The sequence below is a fragment of the Mycobacterium simiae genome, assembly GCF_008370645.1.
Classification (GTDB): domain Bacteria; phylum Actinomycetota; class Actinomycetes; order Mycobacteriales; family Mycobacteriaceae; genus Mycobacterium; species Mycobacterium simiae_A.
This window is the reverse complement of record NZ_VTZN01000106.1, coordinates 1-18,896: the sequence shown is the minus strand read 5'-3', so window position 1 is coordinate 18,896 and position 18,896 is coordinate 1. Positions and strand designations below refer to the sequence as shown.

The 18,896-nt window shown below is 66.2% G+C and carries 13 protein-coding genes and 2 pseudogenes; 7 read left to right on the top strand and 8 right to left on the bottom strand.

Annotated features, from left to right (window positions below; genetic code table 11):
• Positions 1-3,979 (bottom strand): PE family protein (locus F0Q45_RS29945; protein WP_149654979.1); only part of this gene is annotated, 3,979 nt, incomplete at its 3' end.
• Between the two features lie 397 nt (positions 3,980-4,376).
• Here F0Q45_RS29945 and F0Q45_RS16595 point away from each other — a divergent pair.
• On the top strand, positions 4,377-4,799 hold the full coding sequence (locus F0Q45_RS16595) for a DUF1761 domain-containing protein (RefSeq protein WP_223163916.1): 423 nt from the start codon (positions 4,377-4,379) through the stop codon (positions 4,797-4,799).
• 104 nt (positions 4,800-4,903) lie between these two features.
• Positions 4,904-7,276 (top strand): RelA/SpoT family protein, encoded by a 2,373-nt coding sequence (locus F0Q45_RS16590; protein ID WP_149654977.1) that lies wholly within the window; start codon positions 4,904-4,906, stop codon positions 7,274-7,276.
• An 81-nt stretch (positions 7,277-7,357) separates the two neighbouring features.
• Here the strand turns inward: F0Q45_RS16590 and F0Q45_RS16585 are convergent, their stop codons facing one another.
• Positions 7,358-8,236, bottom strand: a complete 879-nt coding sequence (locus F0Q45_RS16585; RefSeq protein ID WP_149654976.1) for a peptidylprolyl isomerase — start codon at positions 8,234-8,236, stop codon at positions 7,358-7,360.
• A gap of 44 nt (positions 8,237-8,280) precedes the next feature.
• On the opposite strand from F0Q45_RS16585, the gene F0Q45_RS16580 reads away from it, so the two are divergent.
• From F0Q45_RS16580 to F0Q45_RS16570, 3 genes are all read left to right on the top strand, one after another.
• On the top strand, positions 8,281-8,955 hold the full coding sequence (locus tag F0Q45_RS16580; protein WP_149654981.1) for an MBL fold metallo-hydrolase: 675 nt from the start codon (positions 8,281-8,283) through the stop codon (positions 8,953-8,955).
• Entirely contained in the window at positions 8,952-10,214 is a 1,263-nt protein-coding gene (gene hisS, locus F0Q45_RS16575) for a histidine--tRNA ligase (RefSeq protein ID WP_149654975.1), read from the top strand. Before F0Q45_RS16580 ends, hisS begins: the two co-directional genes overlap by 4 nt.
• Positions 10,215-10,372: 158 nt before the next feature.
• Entirely contained in the window at positions 10,373-11,731 is a 1,359-nt protein-coding gene (locus F0Q45_RS16570) for an HNH endonuclease signature motif containing protein (protein ID WP_149654974.1), read from the top strand.
• Positions 11,732-11,893: 162 nt separating this feature from the next.
• Here F0Q45_RS16570 and F0Q45_RS16565 read toward each other — a convergent pair whose 3' ends face one another.
• Positions 11,894-13,495: a purple acid phosphatase family protein gene (locus tag F0Q45_RS16565; RefSeq protein WP_149654973.1), complete on the bottom strand. Its 1,602-nt coding sequence runs from the start codon at positions 13,493-13,495 to the stop codon at positions 11,894-11,896.
• 49 nt (positions 13,496-13,544) lie between these two features.
• Positions 13,545-14,390, bottom strand: coding sequence for a patatin-like phospholipase family protein (locus F0Q45_RS16560; RefSeq protein WP_149654972.1), 846 nt, complete (start codon positions 14,388-14,390; stop codon positions 13,545-13,547).
• A gap of 95 nt (positions 14,391-14,485) precedes the next feature.
• Here F0Q45_RS16560 and F0Q45_RS16555 point away from each other — a divergent pair, with 95 nt between their 5' ends.
• Positions 14,486-14,926, top strand: coding sequence for a hypothetical protein (locus F0Q45_RS16555; protein WP_149654971.1), 441 nt, complete (start codon positions 14,486-14,488; stop codon positions 14,924-14,926).
• Positions 14,927-15,019: 93 nt separating this feature from the next.
• Here the strand turns inward: F0Q45_RS16555 and F0Q45_RS16550 are convergent, their stop codons facing one another.
• The gene (locus tag F0Q45_RS16550; RefSeq protein WP_262491040.1) at positions 15,020-15,649 is read right to left on the bottom strand and encodes a class I SAM-dependent methyltransferase; all 630 of its coding nucleotides are present in this window, start codon (positions 15,647-15,649) and stop codon (positions 15,020-15,022) included.
• Between the two features lie 913 nt (positions 15,650-16,562).
• On the opposite strand from F0Q45_RS16550, the pseudogene F0Q45_RS29390 reads away from it, so the two are divergent.
• Positions 16,563-16,646, top strand: a pseudogene (locus tag F0Q45_RS29390) (reverse transcriptase domain-containing protein); the annotation flags it as partial.
• A 184-nt stretch (positions 16,647-16,830) separates the two neighbouring features.
• Here F0Q45_RS29390 and ypfJ read toward each other — a convergent pair.
• From ypfJ to F0Q45_RS28655, 3 genes and pseudogenes are all read right to left on the bottom strand, one after another.
• Positions 16,831-17,712 (bottom strand): KPN_02809 family neutral zinc metallopeptidase, encoded by an 882-nt coding sequence (gene ypfJ, locus F0Q45_RS16540; RefSeq protein WP_149654970.1) that lies wholly within the window; start codon positions 17,710-17,712, stop codon positions 16,831-16,833.
• Positions 17,713-17,754: 42 nt separating this feature from the next.
• A complete protein-coding gene (locus tag F0Q45_RS16535; protein WP_149654969.1) occupies positions 17,755-18,258 on the bottom strand; it encodes an SRPBCC family protein in 504 nt (167 codons plus the stop codon).
• A 102-nt stretch (positions 18,259-18,360) separates the two neighbouring features.
• Positions 18,361-18,704, bottom strand: a pseudogene (locus F0Q45_RS28655) (ketopantoate reductase C-terminal domain-containing protein); the annotation flags it as partial.
• Positions 18,705-18,896 lie beyond the last annotated feature (192 nt).

Below are 18,896 nucleotides of genomic sequence, written 5' to 3'. Positions count from 1 at the left end.
CCCCGCCATCGCGGCCGGCAGTGCCTGGCCCGCCGGTGCCGGGTTCCGCATTCTGACCGGCGCTACCTTGCCCGCCCGTACCGCCCGTCCCGCCGACCCCGCCGCGACCGCCTTGGCCGATCGGCGCACCCTTGCCGCCGGTTCCGTGCGAACCGCCGAATCCGGCGTCGCCGCCGGATCCGCCGGCCCCGCCGGCACCGGCGGGCGTTAGGCCCTCAGCTTCAGCGCCGGTGCCACCCATGCCACCGGCGCCACCGGTTCCGCCCTTGCCGCCCGCACCGTTGAAGCCACTTGCTCCACTGTTACCGCCGGCTCCGCCGGTGCCACCTTTCCCACCGTCAAACCCGCTGTCGCCCTGAAGACCGGAACCCGGGGCAGCTTCAGCACCGGCGCGACCAGTTCCGCCCTTGCCCCCGTCGCCGCCGGTTCCGCCGGTTCCGTATGAGCCGCTGACTCCCGTGCCCTCACCCTGGGCCCCGGGCGCACCGCCGGCGCCGGCCGTTCCGCCGACGCCGCCGGTTCCACCACCGCCGCCGCTCCCATCGACGCCCGTTTCGAGCCCCGAGCCGCCATCGCCGCCCTTACCGCCGGCACCACCATTGCCACCGTCCCCGCCAGCGCCTTTTGCGCCCCTTGGATCCGGGCTGCTGCTTCCGCCTTGCCCGCCGTCGCCGCCGGCACCTCCAGCGAACCCAGTTCCGCCGGTCTCGCCGGAATTCGCAGCTGCATGCTGGCCGGCGCCGCCGGCCCCGCCAGAACCGCCTTTCCCGCCCGCCCCGCCTGCACCCGGAGTCGCAGGACTTTGCCCGTGGCCGTTGAGTCCGCCCTGCCCGGCGGCACCACCGATGCCGCCGGTCCCGCCCTTCCCGCCGTCGGTACCGCCAAGGGGGTCATTGGCAGAGCGGCCATCAGCGCCCTTACCCCCGGTTCCGCCCGCGCCGCCGTTTCCACCGATGCCACCATCACCGGGTGCGGAACCCGGCGACGAGCCGCCCTTGCCGCCTGTGCCGCCGGCACCGCCAGCGCCACCCGCACCGCCATCAGTGCCAGCGACAGTGGCATCTGCACCGACGCCGCCTTTACCGCCAGTGCCGCCGCTCCCGCCGATGCCGTCTTGCGCAACATCGCCGTCTACTCCGCCGGTGCCGCCGATGCCGGCCTTCCCGCCGCGGCCCGAGTTACCACCGGTGCCGCCCGTGCCGCCGGCCCCACCTGCACCAGCCCCCGATGAGGCAGTACCAGCCACACCTTCGCCCCCCGTGCCGCCGGTCCCGCCAGCCCCGCCGTTGCCGCCGGTGCCGCCGCTGCCATTGGTGCCACCAGATCCGCTGTTGCCGCCGGCTCCACCCTGGCCGCCGATCCCGCCAGCAAACCCTTGCTTACCATTCCCGCCAGACTGGGTCGCGTCTGCACCGGTGCCACCTTTGCCGCCGGCGCCGCCGTTTCCACCCATGCCGCCGTCGCCCCAGGCGCCTGCCTTACCCGAGTCCAGCTTGCCGCCGGTTCCGGGCGCTCCGCCCTGTCCGGCCTGGCCACCGGTGCCGCCGGTGCCGCCGGTTCCGCCCGCGGTGCCCCCGTCGCCATTGACTCCTTGGCCACCGGCGCCGCCAGTAGCGCCATTTCCACCGACCCCCCCGCGTCCGCCGTCGCCGTTGAGGCCACCTGGTCCGCTGTTGCCGCCAGCTCCGCCCTGGCCGCCGGTCCCACCGGCTCCCCCGGTCATGCCCACCGCGCCTGATCCCGGTGCCGCGTCGGCACCGTTCGCACCGGTTCCGCCTATGCCGCCGTTCCCGCCTCTTCCGCCGATTCCGGAGTTTCCGGTCAGCCCACCGGTACCGCCCGTGCCGGCTGCACCGCCGGCTCCGGCGTCACCGCCTTTGCCGCCAGCGCCCCCGGCCCCACCGGTAGATCCGGCAGCTGCGCCCGAGCCACCATTCCCGCCGGTAGCGCCGATGCCACCGGCTCCGCCGTGTCCGCCGTCGCCGTTGAGGCCGCCTGGTCCGCTGTTACCGCCGGCTCCACCCTTGCCGCCGACACCACCGGCTCCCCCGGTCAGACCTGCGGCGCCCGATCCAGGGGCCGCGTTGGCACCGTTCGCGCCGGCTCCGCCTATGCCGCCGTCCCCGCCTCTTCCGCCGGTTCCGGCGCTGCCGGACAGCCCGCCGGCACCGCCGGTGCCGGCCGCGCCACCAGCTCCAGCTTCACCGCCTTTGCCGCCGATCCCGCCAATTCCGCCAGCAGAGCCGGCAACAGCATTTGAGGCGCCGGCGCCACCGGTGCCACCGGCGCCACCGGCCCCGCCTAGCCCACCAAAGCCGTTGAGACCACCCGCTGTGCTGTTGCCTCCGGCACCACCCATACCGCCGATACCACCCGTTCCCCCAGTCATACCCGCGGCACCCGAACCCGCGGCTCCATCAGCACCGGCGCCACCCGTTCCGCCAATGCCTCCGGTCCCGCCGGTCCCGCCGCGGCCCGCGGCGCCGGCCGAGCCGCCGGTCCCGCCGGTGCCGGCGACGCCGCCGGCACCGGCGTTGCCACCGGTGCCGCCGGTGCCGCCGGCACCACCGGTAGAGCCCGCAAAAGCGCCGGAGCCACCGGCACCACCCTGACCGCCGGACCCGCCCGCCCCACCGAGTCCGCCGTCACCGTTGATGCCACCGGCCGCACTATTGCCGCCGGACCCGCCCGCCCCACCGGTCCCGCCGACTCCGCCGGAGGTTCCCGTGCTGCCCGAACCAGCGGCACCGTTGCCACCGGTGGCCCCGGTCCCGCCAATGCCACCGGTCCCACCGACTCCGCCACGACCCGCAGTGCCGGCCGTGCCGCCGGACCCGCCGGTCCCGGCGGCACCGCCCGTGCCAGCCTCACCTCCGGTGCCTCCGGTGGCACCGGCTCCGCCCGCAATCCCGACAACGCTGCTCGAGCCACCGGCACCGCCCGTGCCGCCGGCGCCGCCAGCCCCGCCGACTCCGCCTTCGCCGTTAATGCCACCGGCTCCGCTATTCCCGCCGGCTCCGCCCTTGCCGCCGACGCCGCCAGCAAACCCAGCGGTGCCCGCAGCCGCCGAACCGATGGCCCCATCCTTGCCAGCGCTGCCGGCGCCACCCGTCCCTCCTGTGCCACCGATCCCACCACGACCCGCAGCGCCAACCGAGCCTCCTGTGCCTCCGGTTCCGGCGGCCCCTCCGACTCCGGCGTTGCCGCCGGTGCCGCCGGTGCCACCACTCCCACCCGCTGAGCCGGCAACTGTGCCCGAGCCGCCGCGGCCACCCGTGCCGCCGGCTCCGCCGGCCCCGCCGGCCCCGCCGTCGCCATTGAAGCCGCCGGCTGTGCTGCTACCACCGGCCCCGCCGGCCCCGCCAGCTCCACCGGCAAACCCGTCACCGCCGATACCGCTCGAACGTGCCGGGGCCGATAGACCGGCGCTGCCAGCGCCTCCAGTGCCGCCCGTGCCGCCGGTCCCGCCAGTCCCGAATAATCCGGCAGCACCACCGGCACCGCCGGCCTGGCCGGGAGCCGCGGACCCACCGTTGCCTCCATTACCGAGCAAAATCCCCCCCGGCCCCCCGGGCTGGCTGGTGCCCGGCGCGCCATTGCTGCCGGGGCCAATCAGCGCCCGCCCCAACAGGAGATTCGTGGGCGTATTGATCGCTGCTAGAACATTTTGCTCCAGCGCCTGCAGAGGAGCCACACTGGCGGCCTCCGTGCCCGCATAGCCGCTAGCAGCCGCGGCCAGCATCTGCAAAAACCGGTCATTAAACGCCGCCGCTTGAGTGCTGAGCAGCTGATACTGCTGCCCATAGCTGCCAAACACCGCCGCGACCGCCGCCGACACCTCATCTGCGCCGGCGGCCAGCATCTGCGTGGTCTGCGTAGCCGCTGCCGCATTCGCCGCGCTGATCATCGACCCGACCTCGGCTAAATCCGCGGTCGCCGCCGCCAACAGCTCTGGTGCCACGGTCACAAACAGCGCCACAATATGCTCCCGCGTGAGTTTCGGAGATCTGATGCCGCAGCATACGCCCGTCCAAACAACGATACGACCCAATTAGTCAAGATATTGCGCGCTGCTTGGCTGCTCAGAGCAGGTGTGCCGCGGCGGCCGGTCAGGCACGCCTTTTCACCCGAAGCGGGACGAGGCAATCAGTCCACGGCGGGAATTTGCGCCTTGACATGGTCTCGGCGTTGAGCGCGCACATCGCTGTTTTCCGAATGGGTGCCAGTTCATTCAAAGTTATTTTCTGGCTTCGAGTATTTCCGAAGCAAATGTGATCCTATTGCTTTGGATACTAAACTCGAACTATCGTCACGAGCTGAACCTTTTCCTACCGCAGATAAAATTGCGCGTAGGTTGCTGGCGTGATACGTTCATGATGACTGCTGAAGCGAAGGGGATTGCTGTGATCTACGTATGGACAGCCCTGCTTGGTGCTATGGTCAGGGTAGCATTCAACTGCTTATGGTTTGCCCCGTTCACCTTCCGCAATACATGGATTTCGGCGGCCCGTTATTCATCGCAAGATCTGAAACAAACCTTTTGGCGTTCGTTTTTTTGGATGGTAATTTTATCGCTGATGATGAGTGCTTTTCTCGTCGGCATGATATCAGCTCTCGGCAAAACAAGTTGGTTGTCGGGCCTTGCTGCTGCCGGGCTGTTATGGATCGGGATAGTGATGCCTACTCAATTAAGTGAGCTGGTATGGAATAAGAAGAACACCACTCTTTGCTTGTTGGACGCAGGCTCTGATTTCACGAGCTTCTTAGGAATGGGAGTTGTCATCGGGGTGGTGCTCTGAAGGCGTGCGCGCCCGGGGGACGCGGGCAATCGCATTGAGACATTGGCGTGAGCACCAGCGGGGCAATCAGTCGCAGGATTATCCTCAAGGGCGGAGGTGACACCGTGGCGGAAGATCAGAGCACTCCCCAAGCTGTTGCGCCGCCTAGGGAAACCGCGCCAGTTTCGGCGCCGGTTTTGGAGACACCTGAACCGCCGGCAGAGACCCTGAAGACGACGAGTAGCGCGTCGCGTCGGGTTCGGGCCCGGCTGGCTCGCCGGATGACTGCTCGCAGCAGCGCCAGCAATCCCGTGCTGGAGCCGCTGGTGGCGGTGCACCGGGAGATCTACCCCAAGGCGGACCTTTCGCTGCTGCAGCGCGCCTACGAGGTTGCCGATCAGCGCCATGCCGATCAGTTGCGGTATTCCGGTGATCCCTACATCACTCATCCCTTGGCGGTTGCCAACATCTTGGCCGAGTTGGGCATGGACACCACCACGTTGGTGGCCGCGTTGTTGCACGACACCGTCGAGGACACGGGTTACACCCTGAAGGCGCTGTCCGAAGAATTCGGCGAAGAGGTCGGCCACCTCGTCGACGGGGTGACCAAGCTGGACCGTGTGGTGCTGGGCAGCGCCGCAGAAGGCGAGACCATCCGCAAGATGATCACCGCAATGGCCCGCGATCCGCGGGTGCTGGTGATCAAGGTGGCCGACCGGCTGCACAACATGCGTACCATGCGCTTCCTGCCGCCGGAGAAACAGGCGCGCAAAGCCCGCGAGACATTGGAAGTCATTGCGCCCCTGGCGCATCGGCTGGGTATGGCCAGTGTCAAGTGGGAGCTGGAAGACTTGTCCTTTGCCATTCTGCATCCCAAGAAGTACGAGGAGATCGTTCGGCTGGTCGCCGGTCGCGCGCCGTCGCGCGACACTTACCTGGCCAAGGTCCGTAGCGAGATCATCGCCACCCTCAACGCGTCGAAGATCAAGGCGACCGTTGAGGGTAGGCCCAAACACTACTGGTCGATCTACCAGAAGATGATCGTCAAGGGTCGCGACTTCGACGACATCCACGACCTGGTCGGCATTCGCATCTTGTGCGACGAGATCCGGGACTGTTATGCCGCTGTGGGCGTAGTGCATTCGCTGTGGCAGCCGATGGCGGGGCGGTTCAAGGACTACATCGCCCAGCCGCGATACGGCGTGTACCAGTCACTGCACACCACTGTTGTCGGACCGGAGGGCAATCCGCTGGAGGTGCAGATCCGCACCCGCGATATGCACCGTACCGCCGAATACGGCATCGCTGCGCACTGGCGTTACAAAGAAGCCAAGGGCCGCAACGGCGTTCCGCATCCGCATGCTGCAGCCGAAATCGATGACATGGCCTGGATGCGTCAACTGCTCGACTGGCAACGTGAGGCCGCCGACCCCGGTGAGTTCCTGGAATCGCTGCGTTACGACCTTGCGGTACAAGAGATTTTCGTGTTCACCCCCAAGGGCGATGTCATCACCTTGCCGGCCGGGTCGACGCCGGTGGACTTCGCCTACGCCGTGCACACCGAAGTCGGCCACCGCTGCATCGGCGCCCGGGTCAACGGGCGGCTGGTGGCACTGGAACGCAAGCTGGAAAACGGCGAAGTCGTAGAGGTCTTCACCTCCAAGGCGCCCAACGCCGGACCGTCGCGTGACTGGCAGCAATTCGTGGTGTCGCCGCGCGCCAAGACGAAGATCCGGCAGTGGTTTGCCAAGGAGCGACGTGAGGAGGCGCTGGACACCGGCAAAGAGGCGATCGCGCGCGAAGTGCGGCGCGGCGGACTTCCTTTGCAGCGTTTGGTTAATGGCGAGTCCATGGCGGCGGTGGCGCGAGAACTGCACTACGCCGACGTCTCGGCGCTCTACACGGCGATCGGCGAGGGGCATGTCTCAGCACGGCATGTCGTGCAGCGGCTGCTGGCCGAGCTCGGGGGCATCGACCAGGCCGAGGAGGAACTCGCCGAGCGGTCCACGCCGACGACCATTCCCCGGCGTCCGCGCAGCAGCGACGATGTCGGGGTATCGGTGCCGGGTGCCCCGGGCGTGCTGACCAAGCTCGCCAAGTGCTGCACCCCGGTGCCCGGCGATGCGATCATGGGGTTCGTCACCCGCGGTGGCGGGGTCAGCGTGCACCGCACCGATTGCACCAATGCCACGTCGCTGCAAGAGCAGGCTGAGCGCATCATCGAGGTGCTGTGGGCGCCGTCCGCGTCGTCGGTGTTCTTAGTCGCGATCCAGGTCGAGGCGCTCGACCGGCACCGGTTGCTGTCGGACATCACCCGGGTGCTGGCCGACGAGAAGGTGAACATCTTGTCCGCGTCGGTAACCACCTCCGGCGACCGGGTGGCGATCAGCCGGTTCACCTTCGAGATGGGAGATCCCAAGCATCTCGGTCATCTGCTCAACGTGGTGCGCAATGTTGAAGGGGTCTACGACGTGTATCGGGTGACGTCGGCGGCCTAGAAGCCGTAGGCGCCAACCGGGTGTGCGCGCAGGGCGGCGACACCGCGGACGCCCGCCCACACCGCACACGCAACGGGCGTATCAGTCGAGCAGCACGGACTTGATCACGACGTCGACGGCAGGTGGCCCGTCCTCGCCGCCGCCGGCGACGCCGGCCTTAGCAATCTTGTCCAGGGTCTCCAGTCCGTCGGCCTGAATAGTGCCGAACACGGTGTATTGGGGCGGCAGCTGCGAATCGCGGTAGACCATAAAGAACTGGCTGCTGTTGGTGTTGGGCCCGGCGTTGGCCATGGCCAGCGTGCCCCGCGGATAGATGACCGGCTCTTGCAGCTTGGGATCGTTTGGCGGGTACTGATCGGTGGGGTATTCGTTGGCAAACTGGTAGCCGGGTCCGCCGGTGCCATCACCCTTCGGGTCGCCGCACTGCAGCACCGACAGCGTCGGTGAGGTGGTCAGCCGGTGGCACTTGGTGTCGTTGAAGAAGCCCTGCTGCGCCAGGCTGGCGAAACTGTTGACCGTGCAAGGCGATTCGTTGTTGGCCAGCATCAGACCGACCTTGCCTTGGTTGGTCACCATGCTGGCACTCACCTGCGCTGGGTCGGTCGGTACCTTGCCGGTCCGCGGCGGCTTAACCGCTTTGACGGCCTTGTCTGGGGAGGGCGGGTATTGGCAGTTGGCACCCAGATTGGCCGACGGCTTAAACGGCGGCAGCGGCGCCGCAGAACCGGTCTCCGGGGCGGTGGTAGGGGTGGAGCTACTGGGGCTCGCCGACGGTCCCCCCTTCTGGTCGTCCTTGTTGACGAAGACGACGTACACCACCGCGGCGACCACGGCTACCGCGACGACGGAAGCCCCGACGATGGTCATGATGCGGCGCCGCTTGGCTTGCTTGGCGCGGCGCTCTAGCTGGCGTTCGAGTTTGCGCTTGGCGGTGGCACGTCGCTGCTGATTGGTCGGCACGGCCGATATCTTTCCATGACGTCAGGGATGGGAGACTGGTGACCGTGTTGATCACCGGATTTCCCGCCGGGGTGCTGGCATGCAACTGCTACGTGCTGGCCGAGCGGCCCGGAACCGACGCCGTCATCGTGGACCCGGGCCAGCGCGCGCTGGGCCCGCTGCGCCGCATCCTGGACAAGTACCGGCTGACCCCGGCCGCGGTGCTGATTACTCATGGGCACATCGACCACATGTGGTCCGCCCAGAAGGTCTCCGATACCTTCGGCTGCCGCACCTACATCCATCCCGAGGACCGGTTCATGCTGACCGACCCGATCTACGGCCTGGGCCCGCGGGTGGCGCAGCTGGTCACCGGAGCGTTCTTTCGCGAGCCCAAACAGGTCGTCGAGCTGGACCGCGACGGCGACAAGATCGACCTTGGCAATATCTCGGTCAACGTCGATCACACGCCTGGGCACACCCGCGGTTCGGTGTGCTTTCGGGTGCTGCAGGCGAGCAAAGACGACCGGGATGTGGTGTTCAGCGGCGACACGCTGTTCGAGCGCTCGATAGGCCGTTCGGATCTGTTCGGTGGCAGTGGCCGTGACCTGCTGCGCTCCATTGTCAACAAGCTCCTGGCGCTCGACGACAACACCGTGGTACTGCCCGGCCATGGCAATGCCACCACCATCGGTGCTGAGCGGCGTTTTAACCCGTTCCTTGAAGGTCTGAGCCCGTGACCGATTTTTCAGCCCCCAAGGGGGTGCCCGACTACTACCCGCCGGACTCCGCGCAGTTCGTCGCGGTGCGCGATGGCCTGCTCGGTGCCGCCCGCCGGGCCGGCTACGGGTATATCGAGCTGCCGATCTTCGAGGACACGGCGCTGTTTGCCCGTGGGGTGGGTGAATCCACCGACGTGGTGTCCAAGGAGATGTACACCTTTGCCGACCGCGGGGACCGCTCGGTGACGTTGCGGCCCGAGGGTACCGCCGGGGTGGTGCGGGCGGTGATCGAACACGGACTGGACCGCGGCGCACTGCCGGTAAAGCTTTGCTACGCTGGCCCGTTTTTCCGCTACGAGCGCCCGCAGGCCGGCCGGTATCGGCAGTTGCAGCAGGTCGGCGTCGAAGCGATCGGCGTCGACGACCCGGCGCTGGACGCCGAGGTGATCGCTGTTGCCGACGCCGGATTCCGCTCGCTTGGCCTGGCTGGGTTCCGGCTGGACATCACCTCGCTGGGCGACGAGACCTGTCGCCCGCAGTACCGGGAAATGTTGCAGGAGTTCCTCTTTGGTCTCGATCTGGACGAGGAGACCCGGCGGCGCGCGCAGCTGAACCCGTTACGGGTGCTCGACGATAAACGCCCGGCGGTGCGTGCCATGACGGCCGAGGCGCCGGTACTGCTCGATCATCTGTCCGATACCGCCAAGCAGCACTTCGACACCGTGTTGTCGCACCTGGACGCGCTCGGGATTGGCTATGTCATCAATCCGCGGATGGTGCGCGGGCTGGATTACTACACCAAGACGACGTTCGAGTTCGTGCACGACGGGCTCGGCGCGCAGTCCGGCATCGGCGGCGGCGGCCGTTACGACGGCTTGATGCGTGAGCTCGGCGGGCAGGACCTGTCGGGTATCGGGTTCGGGCTGGGGGTGGACCGGACCCTGCTGGCACTGCGTGCCGAGGGCAAGAGCGTGGGGGAGACCACCCGGTGCGACGTGTTCGGTGTGCCGCTCAGCGACCAGGCCAAGCTTCGGCTCGCGGTGCTGGCCGGGCAGTTGCGCTCGTCGGGCGTCCGGGTTGACCTGGCCTACGGTGACCGCGGGCTCAAAGGCGCGATGCGCGCGGCCGATCGGTCCGGTGCGCGTCTCGCGCTGGTGGCCGGCGATCGTGACATCGAGGCCGGCACGGTTGGAGTCAAGGATCTGGCGACCGGTGAGCAGGTCTCGGTGGCAGTGGATTCGGTTGTCGCCGAGGTGGTTTCGCGGCTCGGCCGGTAGCTTTCTCACCTTCTCGGGGACTTGTGATCGAAGAGGCGTACTTCAAGAACAGATCTGCGCGGAACTCGTCCGCAGCTACGAAAGTCACTTGCGTCACTTTCGTGCCTGTGGTTTCAAGCGGACGGTTGATGTCGGTAGCCCGCGATAGCATTTCGAACATGAGTTCGATCAGCCGAGAAGATATCGTCGAGGTCTTCGACGCGCTGGAGGCGACGATGTCGCGGCTGTTGGAACTGTCGTTTGACGCGTTGGCCACTCCGGAGCGGTTCCGATTGCTGGAGCGTTGCGAGACGGTGCGTCGCCAGCTGCCGGCCATCGAGCACGGGTTGCTCAATCAGATCGCCCAACAGGCTGGCGAGGAGGAGCTGGGTACCAAGCTGCCCGCTGCCTTGGCGAGCCGGCTGCGGATCACCCGCGCCGAGGCCGGCCGGCGGGTGGCCGAGGCCGCCGACCTCGGGCAGCGGCGTGCACTGACCGGCGAGGAGCTGCCCCCGCTACTCACCGCGACCGCCCAGGCGCAGCGGGCCGGGCGGATCGGGGAGGCCAACGTACGGGTGATCCGCGACTTCTTCCGGCGGCTGCCGGTCAGTGTTGACCTGGCAACGCGAGAGAAGGCCGAAGCCCATCTGGCCACCCTGGCCACCCAGTTTCGCCCCGACCAGCTGACCAAACTAGCCGAGCGGCTGATGGATTGCCTGCACCCCGACGGCGATTTCAGTGACGAGGACCGGGCCCGCCGCCGCGGAGTGACTATGGGCAAGCAAGACGTCGACGGCATGTCGCGCATCAGTGGCTGGCTGACCCCCGAGGCGCGCGCCACCGTCGAAGCGGTGTGGGCCAAGCTGGCCGCACCCGGCATGTGCAACCCCCTTGATGACACGCCATGTGTCGACGGCGCACCGTCAGAGCAGGCGATCCAACATGACACCCGCAGCACCGCTCAACGCCATCACGACGGCCTAAACGCCGCACTGCGCGCGCTGCTGGCCAGCGGGAAGTTGGGTCAGCACAACGGGTTACCGGCCTCCATTATCGTGAGCACCACCCTCAAGGACTTGGAGGCTGCCGCCGGCAGAGGGCTCACCGGCGGGGGCACCCTGCTGCCGATGAGCGATGTGATCCGGCTGGCCCGCCAGTCGCATAACTACCTCGCAATCTTCGATCAGGGCAAGGCGTTGGCGCTGTATCACACCAAGCGTCTCGCCTCACCGGGGCAGCGAATTGTGTTGTACGCCAAAGATCGGGGGTGTTCGGCTCCAGGCTGTGATGTGCCGGGGTACTTGTCCGAAGTACACCACGTCACTCCTTACGCGCAATGCCGCAGCACCGACGTCGACGACCTAACCTTTGCCTGCGGCTGCCACCACCGGCTGGTCGAGAAGGGGTGGACCACCCGCACAAACCACCACGGCGTTACCGAGTGGAAGCCACCAGCGCACCTGGATCACGGCCAGCCCCGTACCAACAGTTATCACCATCCCGAGCAGCTGCTGGCCGACGAAGACGACGATCCGTGAGAACTTGAATAGCGGTGTGCGGTGGGTGGGGCCAGGGCGTGGCTGCGGCCCGCGAACTGCTGAGGCAACGAGTGGCACCGCTGATCGCCACGCATCGGCTGGGTAGTGGTCACCGCCCCGCTTCGACGGCGGTCGAAGTAGCGATGGTGCCCGAATCCGGGTTTACACTATTTTGACTTCACCGCCGCGTGGCTTGGTCAGAGTGAACTCGTCAACCGCAGTGATGGCGCCGAACGGCCCGGTAACAGCGTAGTGCGTCGCCTTGATCGTGGTGTTGCCACCCGGTCGTCCCGGATCGACGTCGAAAGCCGAGAAGCCGTAGGGATTTTCGAAGTCGCGAAAAGCCGACCAGGGCGCGTCTTCCACCGCGTAGATCCGTTCTTTGTGCCCGGTGGCGGGGTCATAGGCCCCGACGCCGGTCATCACGCGGCACTGCGGCTTGGGGAAGAAATCCACGTTGCTGTTTATCGACGTGCCGCCCCCGCCAATGACCAGGTGCACCGTTCCCGCTGTCGCGTCGATCAAGTCCGTGCGGGTGTCTGCGGGTATTGGGGTTCGGGTCTCGTTGCCTTGGGTGCCCCGCAGCGGATGGGACCGCTCGTAATGATGGTCATGACCGCACAACACCAGGTCGACTTGATATTGGTCGAACAGCGGCAGCCACTGCTGTCGGATGCCCAGGTCGGCGCCGTTGTGTCGGTCCGTGGTCGAAATTGCCGTCTGGTGCATGAAAACGACCACCCAGTCGATGCCCGGATCGCGCCGCGCGTTGGCGAGTTCGGCTTCTAGCCAACGCCGCTGCTCCCCGCCCGAGTAGCCGTGGACGTAGAAGTTGCCTCCGTCCTGGTAGCACACGTCGTCGTTGTTCAGGCTGATCACCCGCACCGAGCCGGCGGTAAACGAGTACCACATCCCGCGCAACTCCCGGCTAGAACCCGAATCGGGTACTGCAAAGTAAGTCTGATAGGCGCCGTAACCGATTGGGCCATTACCTAATTCGTTTTCATGGTTGCCCGCCGCCGGCATCCAGGGCCGGTAGCGCGCCGAGCGGGTGTTGTTGTCGAACCAGTCCGACCAGGTGCGAACGCGGTCTCGTGCCAGGTTGGCGTAGCACAGGTCTCCGTTGACCAAGTTGAATAATGGTGCAATGCGCTCAATGGCGGCGGTGGTATCGGCGGCCGCAGGGGTTCCGAGGTTATCGCTGCCGTACCGGCCGTCGACCAACCGTTTCAGCGTTGGTGTGGACTGATCGCCGAAGCTGGTGAAACGCAGTGGCTTTCGCCCTGAAGGCGCTGTTTGTACCGTCCCCAGCTGCGGGTGCGCGCCGTCATGCACCGCGGCGTACACGTACTCGGTGTCCGGCGTCAGGTTGGTCAGCCGAGCGTGGTTAACGCGCACCTCGGTGTTGGACTGTGCATCCCGATACGTTCGGGTGTCGGCAGCCACGGTGCTGCCGAAGCCGGATGTCGGCGTCCCCAACATCACCCGCGGATTGCGAACGGCCTCGGTGGTCTGCCAGGACACCACCATCTCGGTGCTGGCGTTCCGGCCAAACTGCAGGTGCAAACCGCCAACCGGAGGGGCGCCAGTATGGTCAGGTTGCAACCAGACTGCAGGGCCCCGTTGATCTGACCACAACAGCGCCGTCCCGCCCACGCCGACGCCCGCGCCGACAACTGCCGACACCGCACCCGTCGTCAGGAACTTGCGGCGGCTGATCCCCGCCGAGGGCGCCTTACCGGGCCGCTGCAGATCGTCGTGCACCCATGCTTAATACCGGAGCAGGGTGAACGCAAGCAGAACAGGGGCCCGGCTAGTGGACGTGCGGCTTGAGTAAGGCGGCTTGGCCGGTGGACATGGGGCACGCGTCCAGCCACTGGCGGGTGGCCGCGTGCGATCGTTCGATGAGTGTGGCCGCCTGGGAGAAATCGGCTCCGGATACCGACACCGGACACAGCGGCCGGACGACGCGCAGATCGACGGTTTGCTCGAAGCGCTCGATGTCGATGGCGAGGCGGTGATTGACGGCGAGCGACATAGCGTGCAAGACCATCGTCACCGCCGAGGGCGGGGCGGTGGGCAGGGCGCACGAGTAGCCGGTCGGCAGCACCCAGACCTGGTCGGCTCCCAGGGCCACGGCGTGGGATACCGGGGTGTTGTTCACCACCCCGCCGTCCATGAGATCGCGGCCGTTGATGGTGACTGGCGGAAATACTCCGGGGATGGCGGCACTGGCCGCGATCGCGTCGACCGCGTCGCCAGACGACAGCAGGACGTCGATGCCAGAGATCACGTCCGTGGCCACGACGTGAAACGGGGTTGGGGCGTCTTCGAGCCTGGAGAAACCGAGTTCCCTGGTGAGGATGTACCGAAGGCCCGCGTTGGGGACCAGATGCTGGCGGCGGCCCAGGAAGCCCAGCAGACCGGCCACCGGATGGGTGGGGAACACCTGTTTGCGGGTGAGCGAGAGCCAGACGTCGGCGAGGGCGCGAATGTCGGCGGCATCGGGTCGCGCGGCGATCCACGCCCCATTGAGCGCGCCGACGGAAGTGCCGACGATCAGGTCGGGTGTTATGCCCTCGTCGGTCAAGGCCTGCAGCATCCCGACCTGGATGGCTCCGAGGCTGGCGCCGCCGGAGAAGACGAAGGCTATGGTCACAGGGGCATATTAGGAAAATATTCGACGCTCGGCGCAGCATTCAGGGCACGTCGGTGGCCCGATCCTCACATAACGAATCCGGTAGCGTCTTCGACATGACGAACGTGCAAAAAGCGGCAAGCGCAGTCGCGGCGGCGATAGTTGCAGCGGCGTGGGGAGTCATCACCCCCGCTGTCTCAGCAGCGGATCCGGCCGGCCACCAGGTGACCTACACCATCACCACGACCGGCAACTTGACCGGCACCGTCCGTTACATGAAGAGCGATCCGCCCAGCCAGGCCGCCTTCGACGCCAACTCGTCGCAGTACATGCCTAGCGTGTCGGCGACCTTCAGCGCCGACCAACCTCTCGTTTACAGCGCCACATTGGCGAACCCGAACCAATGGGCGATCGTCAGCGCCAGCGGCGGGTGTCACTGGCCGGACTGCGGCTCGGGAAGCACTCCCGAGCTGCACTGCGAGATCGCAGTAGATGGCCAGGTGGTGGTGACGCGAAATGCCACGACCGGCGTGACGTGCTCGACGCGGCCCTGGTAACCAGCGGGGATCGGTCGCTGTAGGACCGATTTTCCCGGCTCGGAGAACATGACCTCGTGCGCAATGTCCCCCGGTGGCTAGCATCCACGCCCGTCAGCCCGCCAGGGATGCTTCGAGCCATTCCGTCGATTCCGGATCGGGGCTGCCCAGACGCATGCCGACCTGTTCGAGCAGGGACTCGAGTTCGTCGCCGCTGACCCGGTGGTGTTCAAATGGTTGGGTCAGTTTCACTCCGTCGTCCTCCATCGTGAATTCGCCAGCGACAAACCCGTTATCGTTGATGAGGATCGTCATCGTCTGCAGCATCGTGCCTGCGGTCCGGCGGTAGGTGCCGCGCGGCCACTGGGTGAACCAATGCGGCGATTTCCACTGGATGATGGCTTTTCCGGTTGGTGTGAGATGGTGCGCGACAGTGGCCAATATGTCGCGGCGCAACTCCGTGCCTGGGTAGTTGAGCAGATTGCTACAAAGCAGTACGGCATCGAATTTCTCGGCTAGTCGCAACTCTTCAATGCGGGATTGGATGGTTCGCGCGTGCCGGACATGGGCGAGCATGTCGGCTGAGTCGTCCACCGCGGTAACGTGGTGGCCGAGTTCGGCCAGCGGGTCAGCGATCCGTCCACCGCCGGCACCGAGGTCCAGAATGGTGCAGCTAGATTCGAGCAACGCTGCGATGGTTTCGACCTCGACAGATCCGGGCAGCCGACAATAGATCTCAATCACACTGCCATCGTTTGTGACCTGGTTGGCTGCCGGGCTCACCAGATTCGCTTCCTTATGGTTGGGTATGCCATTCACCAGCCATCAAGGCTTCTGGGAAAGCAATCCCGTGGCCGCGCGGGTCGTGTCGACTCTTGGAGCCAATTGGGGTTCAGGTTGGGTGATCACCTGGCCGGCAATACTGGCCAGGTGATTCATCCTCAACCGGCGATCTCGTCCACGCTGAATGAGAACGACGAGTGGGTCGTCTCCTCGGCGTTGAACAACACCTCGTGGGACATGTTCGCTTCCTGTCTCTTCGTTTCACATCGGCTTATGAGTGGCCATCAAGCTATCGCATCGCTGTCTTTCGAGGCAAGCACGTCATCCGCGGGATCGCGACGCGGTGTCGCGCAGGATTGCTTCCTCGACTGCCGAACGTGCGAAAAGCGGCGCGCGGTCGCAGCGGTGATAGTAGCAGCGACGTTGCGAGTCCTCACACCCGCGATCTCAGTTGCGGGATCCGGCCGGCCACCAAGTGACCTACACAATCACCACCACCGGCAAATGGAACGGGATGGAGCGCCCTCGATCCTGGCACAACCGAGTCCCCTGATGAGGATGCGCCGCAGGCCCGGTGAACTTCCGGGCAGTCATGCGGGTGGCGGAAGGCCACGGCGACGTGCTGCGGGTAGTCGTGGCGAGGCCGCAGCGACAGAGCGGGGCTCCTACTTCGTCGAGCGGATCACAATGAACGCCGAACCGCCTTGGTTCTGTCTGGTTGTCGTGTAGCCAAGACGGTTTCTCGGGCTGCGTTCGTCGTCGGCCGATCGGGTCGGGCCGGGACGGAGCCGTCGTAGTACTCCGAGCCGGGGAAAGCCCGTGCATATGGGGAAGGGCGGCAGCGGTTGCGAGAAGGGGCCGCCCATGTCGAGGAAGTCGTCTGAAGGATGGTTCGCTTCGACCGTTGCCGGTACGGGAACGCAAGATTCCCAAACCCGGCGGATCGGGAAAGCTGCGAATAGTCATTTCATCGGAGGACAGTGCTATCCCACCGATCGGTGGACAGCACTCAGGGTTTCCCGGTCGAAGACCCGGGCGCGCCGTTAGTGCCGCTCGACGACTCGGGGCCTAGCTTAGCTGGCCTAGGCATGGCCTAGGCAGCTGCAGGAAGGCCGGTCGGATCTGTGCCGATACCGGAGTGACTATCCCAAAGCGGTGGCGGTAAAAGTGTCGCAGCTATTGGGATCGCCAGTCTGATACCCGACGGTGAACCATTTCTGCCGTTGCGCCGATGAGCCATGCGTCCAGGTCTCGGGGTTGGTGCGTCCATTCACCTGCTGCTGGATCCGATCATCGCCGACCGACGCAGCGGCCGCGAGAGCATCTTGAATGTCCTTGTCGCTCAACGGCTGCAGATACGGAACGCCGGTGCTCTGCTGCTTGACGGTGGACGCGTAATGCGCCCATACGCCGGCGTAGCAATCGGCTTGCAACTCGGTGCGTACCCCGTTGCCGCTGGCGCCCTGCGCCCCTTGCTGCGCGCGGCCGAGCACTCCCAGCAGGTTCTGCACATGATGACCGTATTCGTGAGCCACCACGTACTCTTCGGCGAATGGTCCACCGCTGGAACCGAATTGGGTGACCAATATTTGGAAGAAGTCGGTGTCAAAGTATGCGGTCTTGTCTACCGGGCAGTAGAAGGGTCCGACGTCGCTGCTGGCCGGTCCGCACCCGGTGCTGACCTGCCCGCTGAACAGTCGCAGGTGTGGGCGGGTGTAGCGGTTGGGCATGAGTTGCTTCCACACCGCGTCCAGCGAGTTTCCGGTGGCCACCACACGGCATTGCACGTACTTGTTGGCGTCGGCGCCGGTCCTGCACTGGCTCAGGTCGAACCCGGGTGCCACGGCTTCTCGGTTGTCCACCGGCTGCTGACTCAAGATGCCGCCCGGGTCGACACCGAGGAACAAGGCCACCACCACAATCAACAGCCCGCCGATGCCGCCGCCGATGGCGATCGGACCCCCGCCCCCGCCGGAGGACGACGCGGTGCTGGTGTCGATCTGCATACCCTCGTTGAAGGTCATTGCACGCTCCCCAAATCCTGACCGCTATCGGGTGGAATCAGCCTAACGCTGCTCCGTTGTGGCGAACCGCGTGTCGGTGTATCTGCGCAGCTTGGCTAGGAACCGGCGCAGCGCCAGGTTCAGCAGGGGCCGGAAGAAGAACATGCCCACCACCGCCGGGCCGGCCGGTTTTTGCGCCATCGTCCAGGTGAGCCGGCAGCCGCCCGGGATGACCTCGACCCGATAGTCTTCAGCGAACGCAGCGACGGCCTGATTAGAGCATTCGTTGAATCGAAAGGTCATGCGTTGCAATGGTTCCCAAACCAGAAACTCTTCATTGGCTTCCATGCCGCCGTGCATGTCAACGGTGCGGGTGGTGCCGACATGGTAGGGCTCGGGACTGGTCCAGGTCACCTTTTTGATCGCCGACGCCCACCGCGGCCAGGCGTCCGCGTCGGCGAACACTTCGAACAGCTGCTCGGGGGTGACGGCCAGATCGACGCAATTGCGGAATCGGTAGGGCGCCGTGTCGAGGAAGCTCAGGTCGACGCGCTCGCAGGGGAACATGTTTACAGAGATTAGCCACAGTTTCGCCGCGACTATACGAAAGACCACCTGGCCTGGAGAGCTCGCCTCCTGAGTGTGCGACTGCTGCTTGCGCCTTGATAGTTAGCCCGGACCGTCGCTGGCCGCGGCCAACAGCGGCACCAAGACGTCGCCGATCGGGGTTGCCAGGCCGTGCACCCGCGCCTTTCGGATATCACGCCGTTGCGTAAGTCCCATTCCTGGCACCGGTGCGCTTCGCGGTCGGCCAGGATGGAGGGACCCATATCTTCGGGAGCCCTCCGGAAAAGACCACCCATCGCCTCAACTGCGTCGTCGTGCAGCCGGGCACCCTCGGCGCGGGCCACCGCCAAGCATTCGGTGTCATAACGGCGAGACAACGCGGCAACGTCGTCGCGGCGGAACATTCCGGACCGCCGCCCGGACAAGGACATTAATCCGGCCAGTGCAATTGAGCACGAGTCCGTGGTGCCGACCGCGCCGGGCCAATGAGGGCGATGCTGGTGGTAATGCAGCAAACGTACCGGGTTGGCCGGACAGCAGGCCCGGCCCTTTAGACTGGGCAGTCATTCCAACCGTGAAAAGGAGTTTTTGTGCTGCGCAGCCAGTGCGCCGGTTCATTACGGGATGGCGACGCCGGA

What these genes read in the sequence shown, in the direction of transcription:
- ypfJ (WP_149654970.1), bottom strand. Translation starts at nt 17,712, where the DNA reads ATGACCTTCAACGAGGGTATGCAGATCGACACCAGCACCGCGTCGTCC.
- F0Q45_RS16595 (WP_223163916.1), top strand. Translation starts at nt 4,377, where the DNA reads ATGACTGCTGAAGCGAAGGGGATTGCTGTGATCTACGTATGGACAGCC.
- F0Q45_RS16555 (WP_149654971.1), top strand. Translation starts at nt 14,486, where the DNA reads ATGACGAACGTGCAAAAAGCGGCAAGCGCAGTCGCGGCGGCGATAGTT.
- F0Q45_RS16570 (WP_149654974.1), top strand. Translation starts at nt 10,373, where the DNA reads ATGAGTTCGATCAGCCGAGAAGATATCGTCGAGGTCTTCGACGCGCTG.
- F0Q45_RS16535 (WP_149654969.1), bottom strand. Translation starts at nt 18,258, where the DNA reads ATGTTCCCCTGCGAGCGCGTCGACCTGAGCTTCCTCGACACGGCGCCC.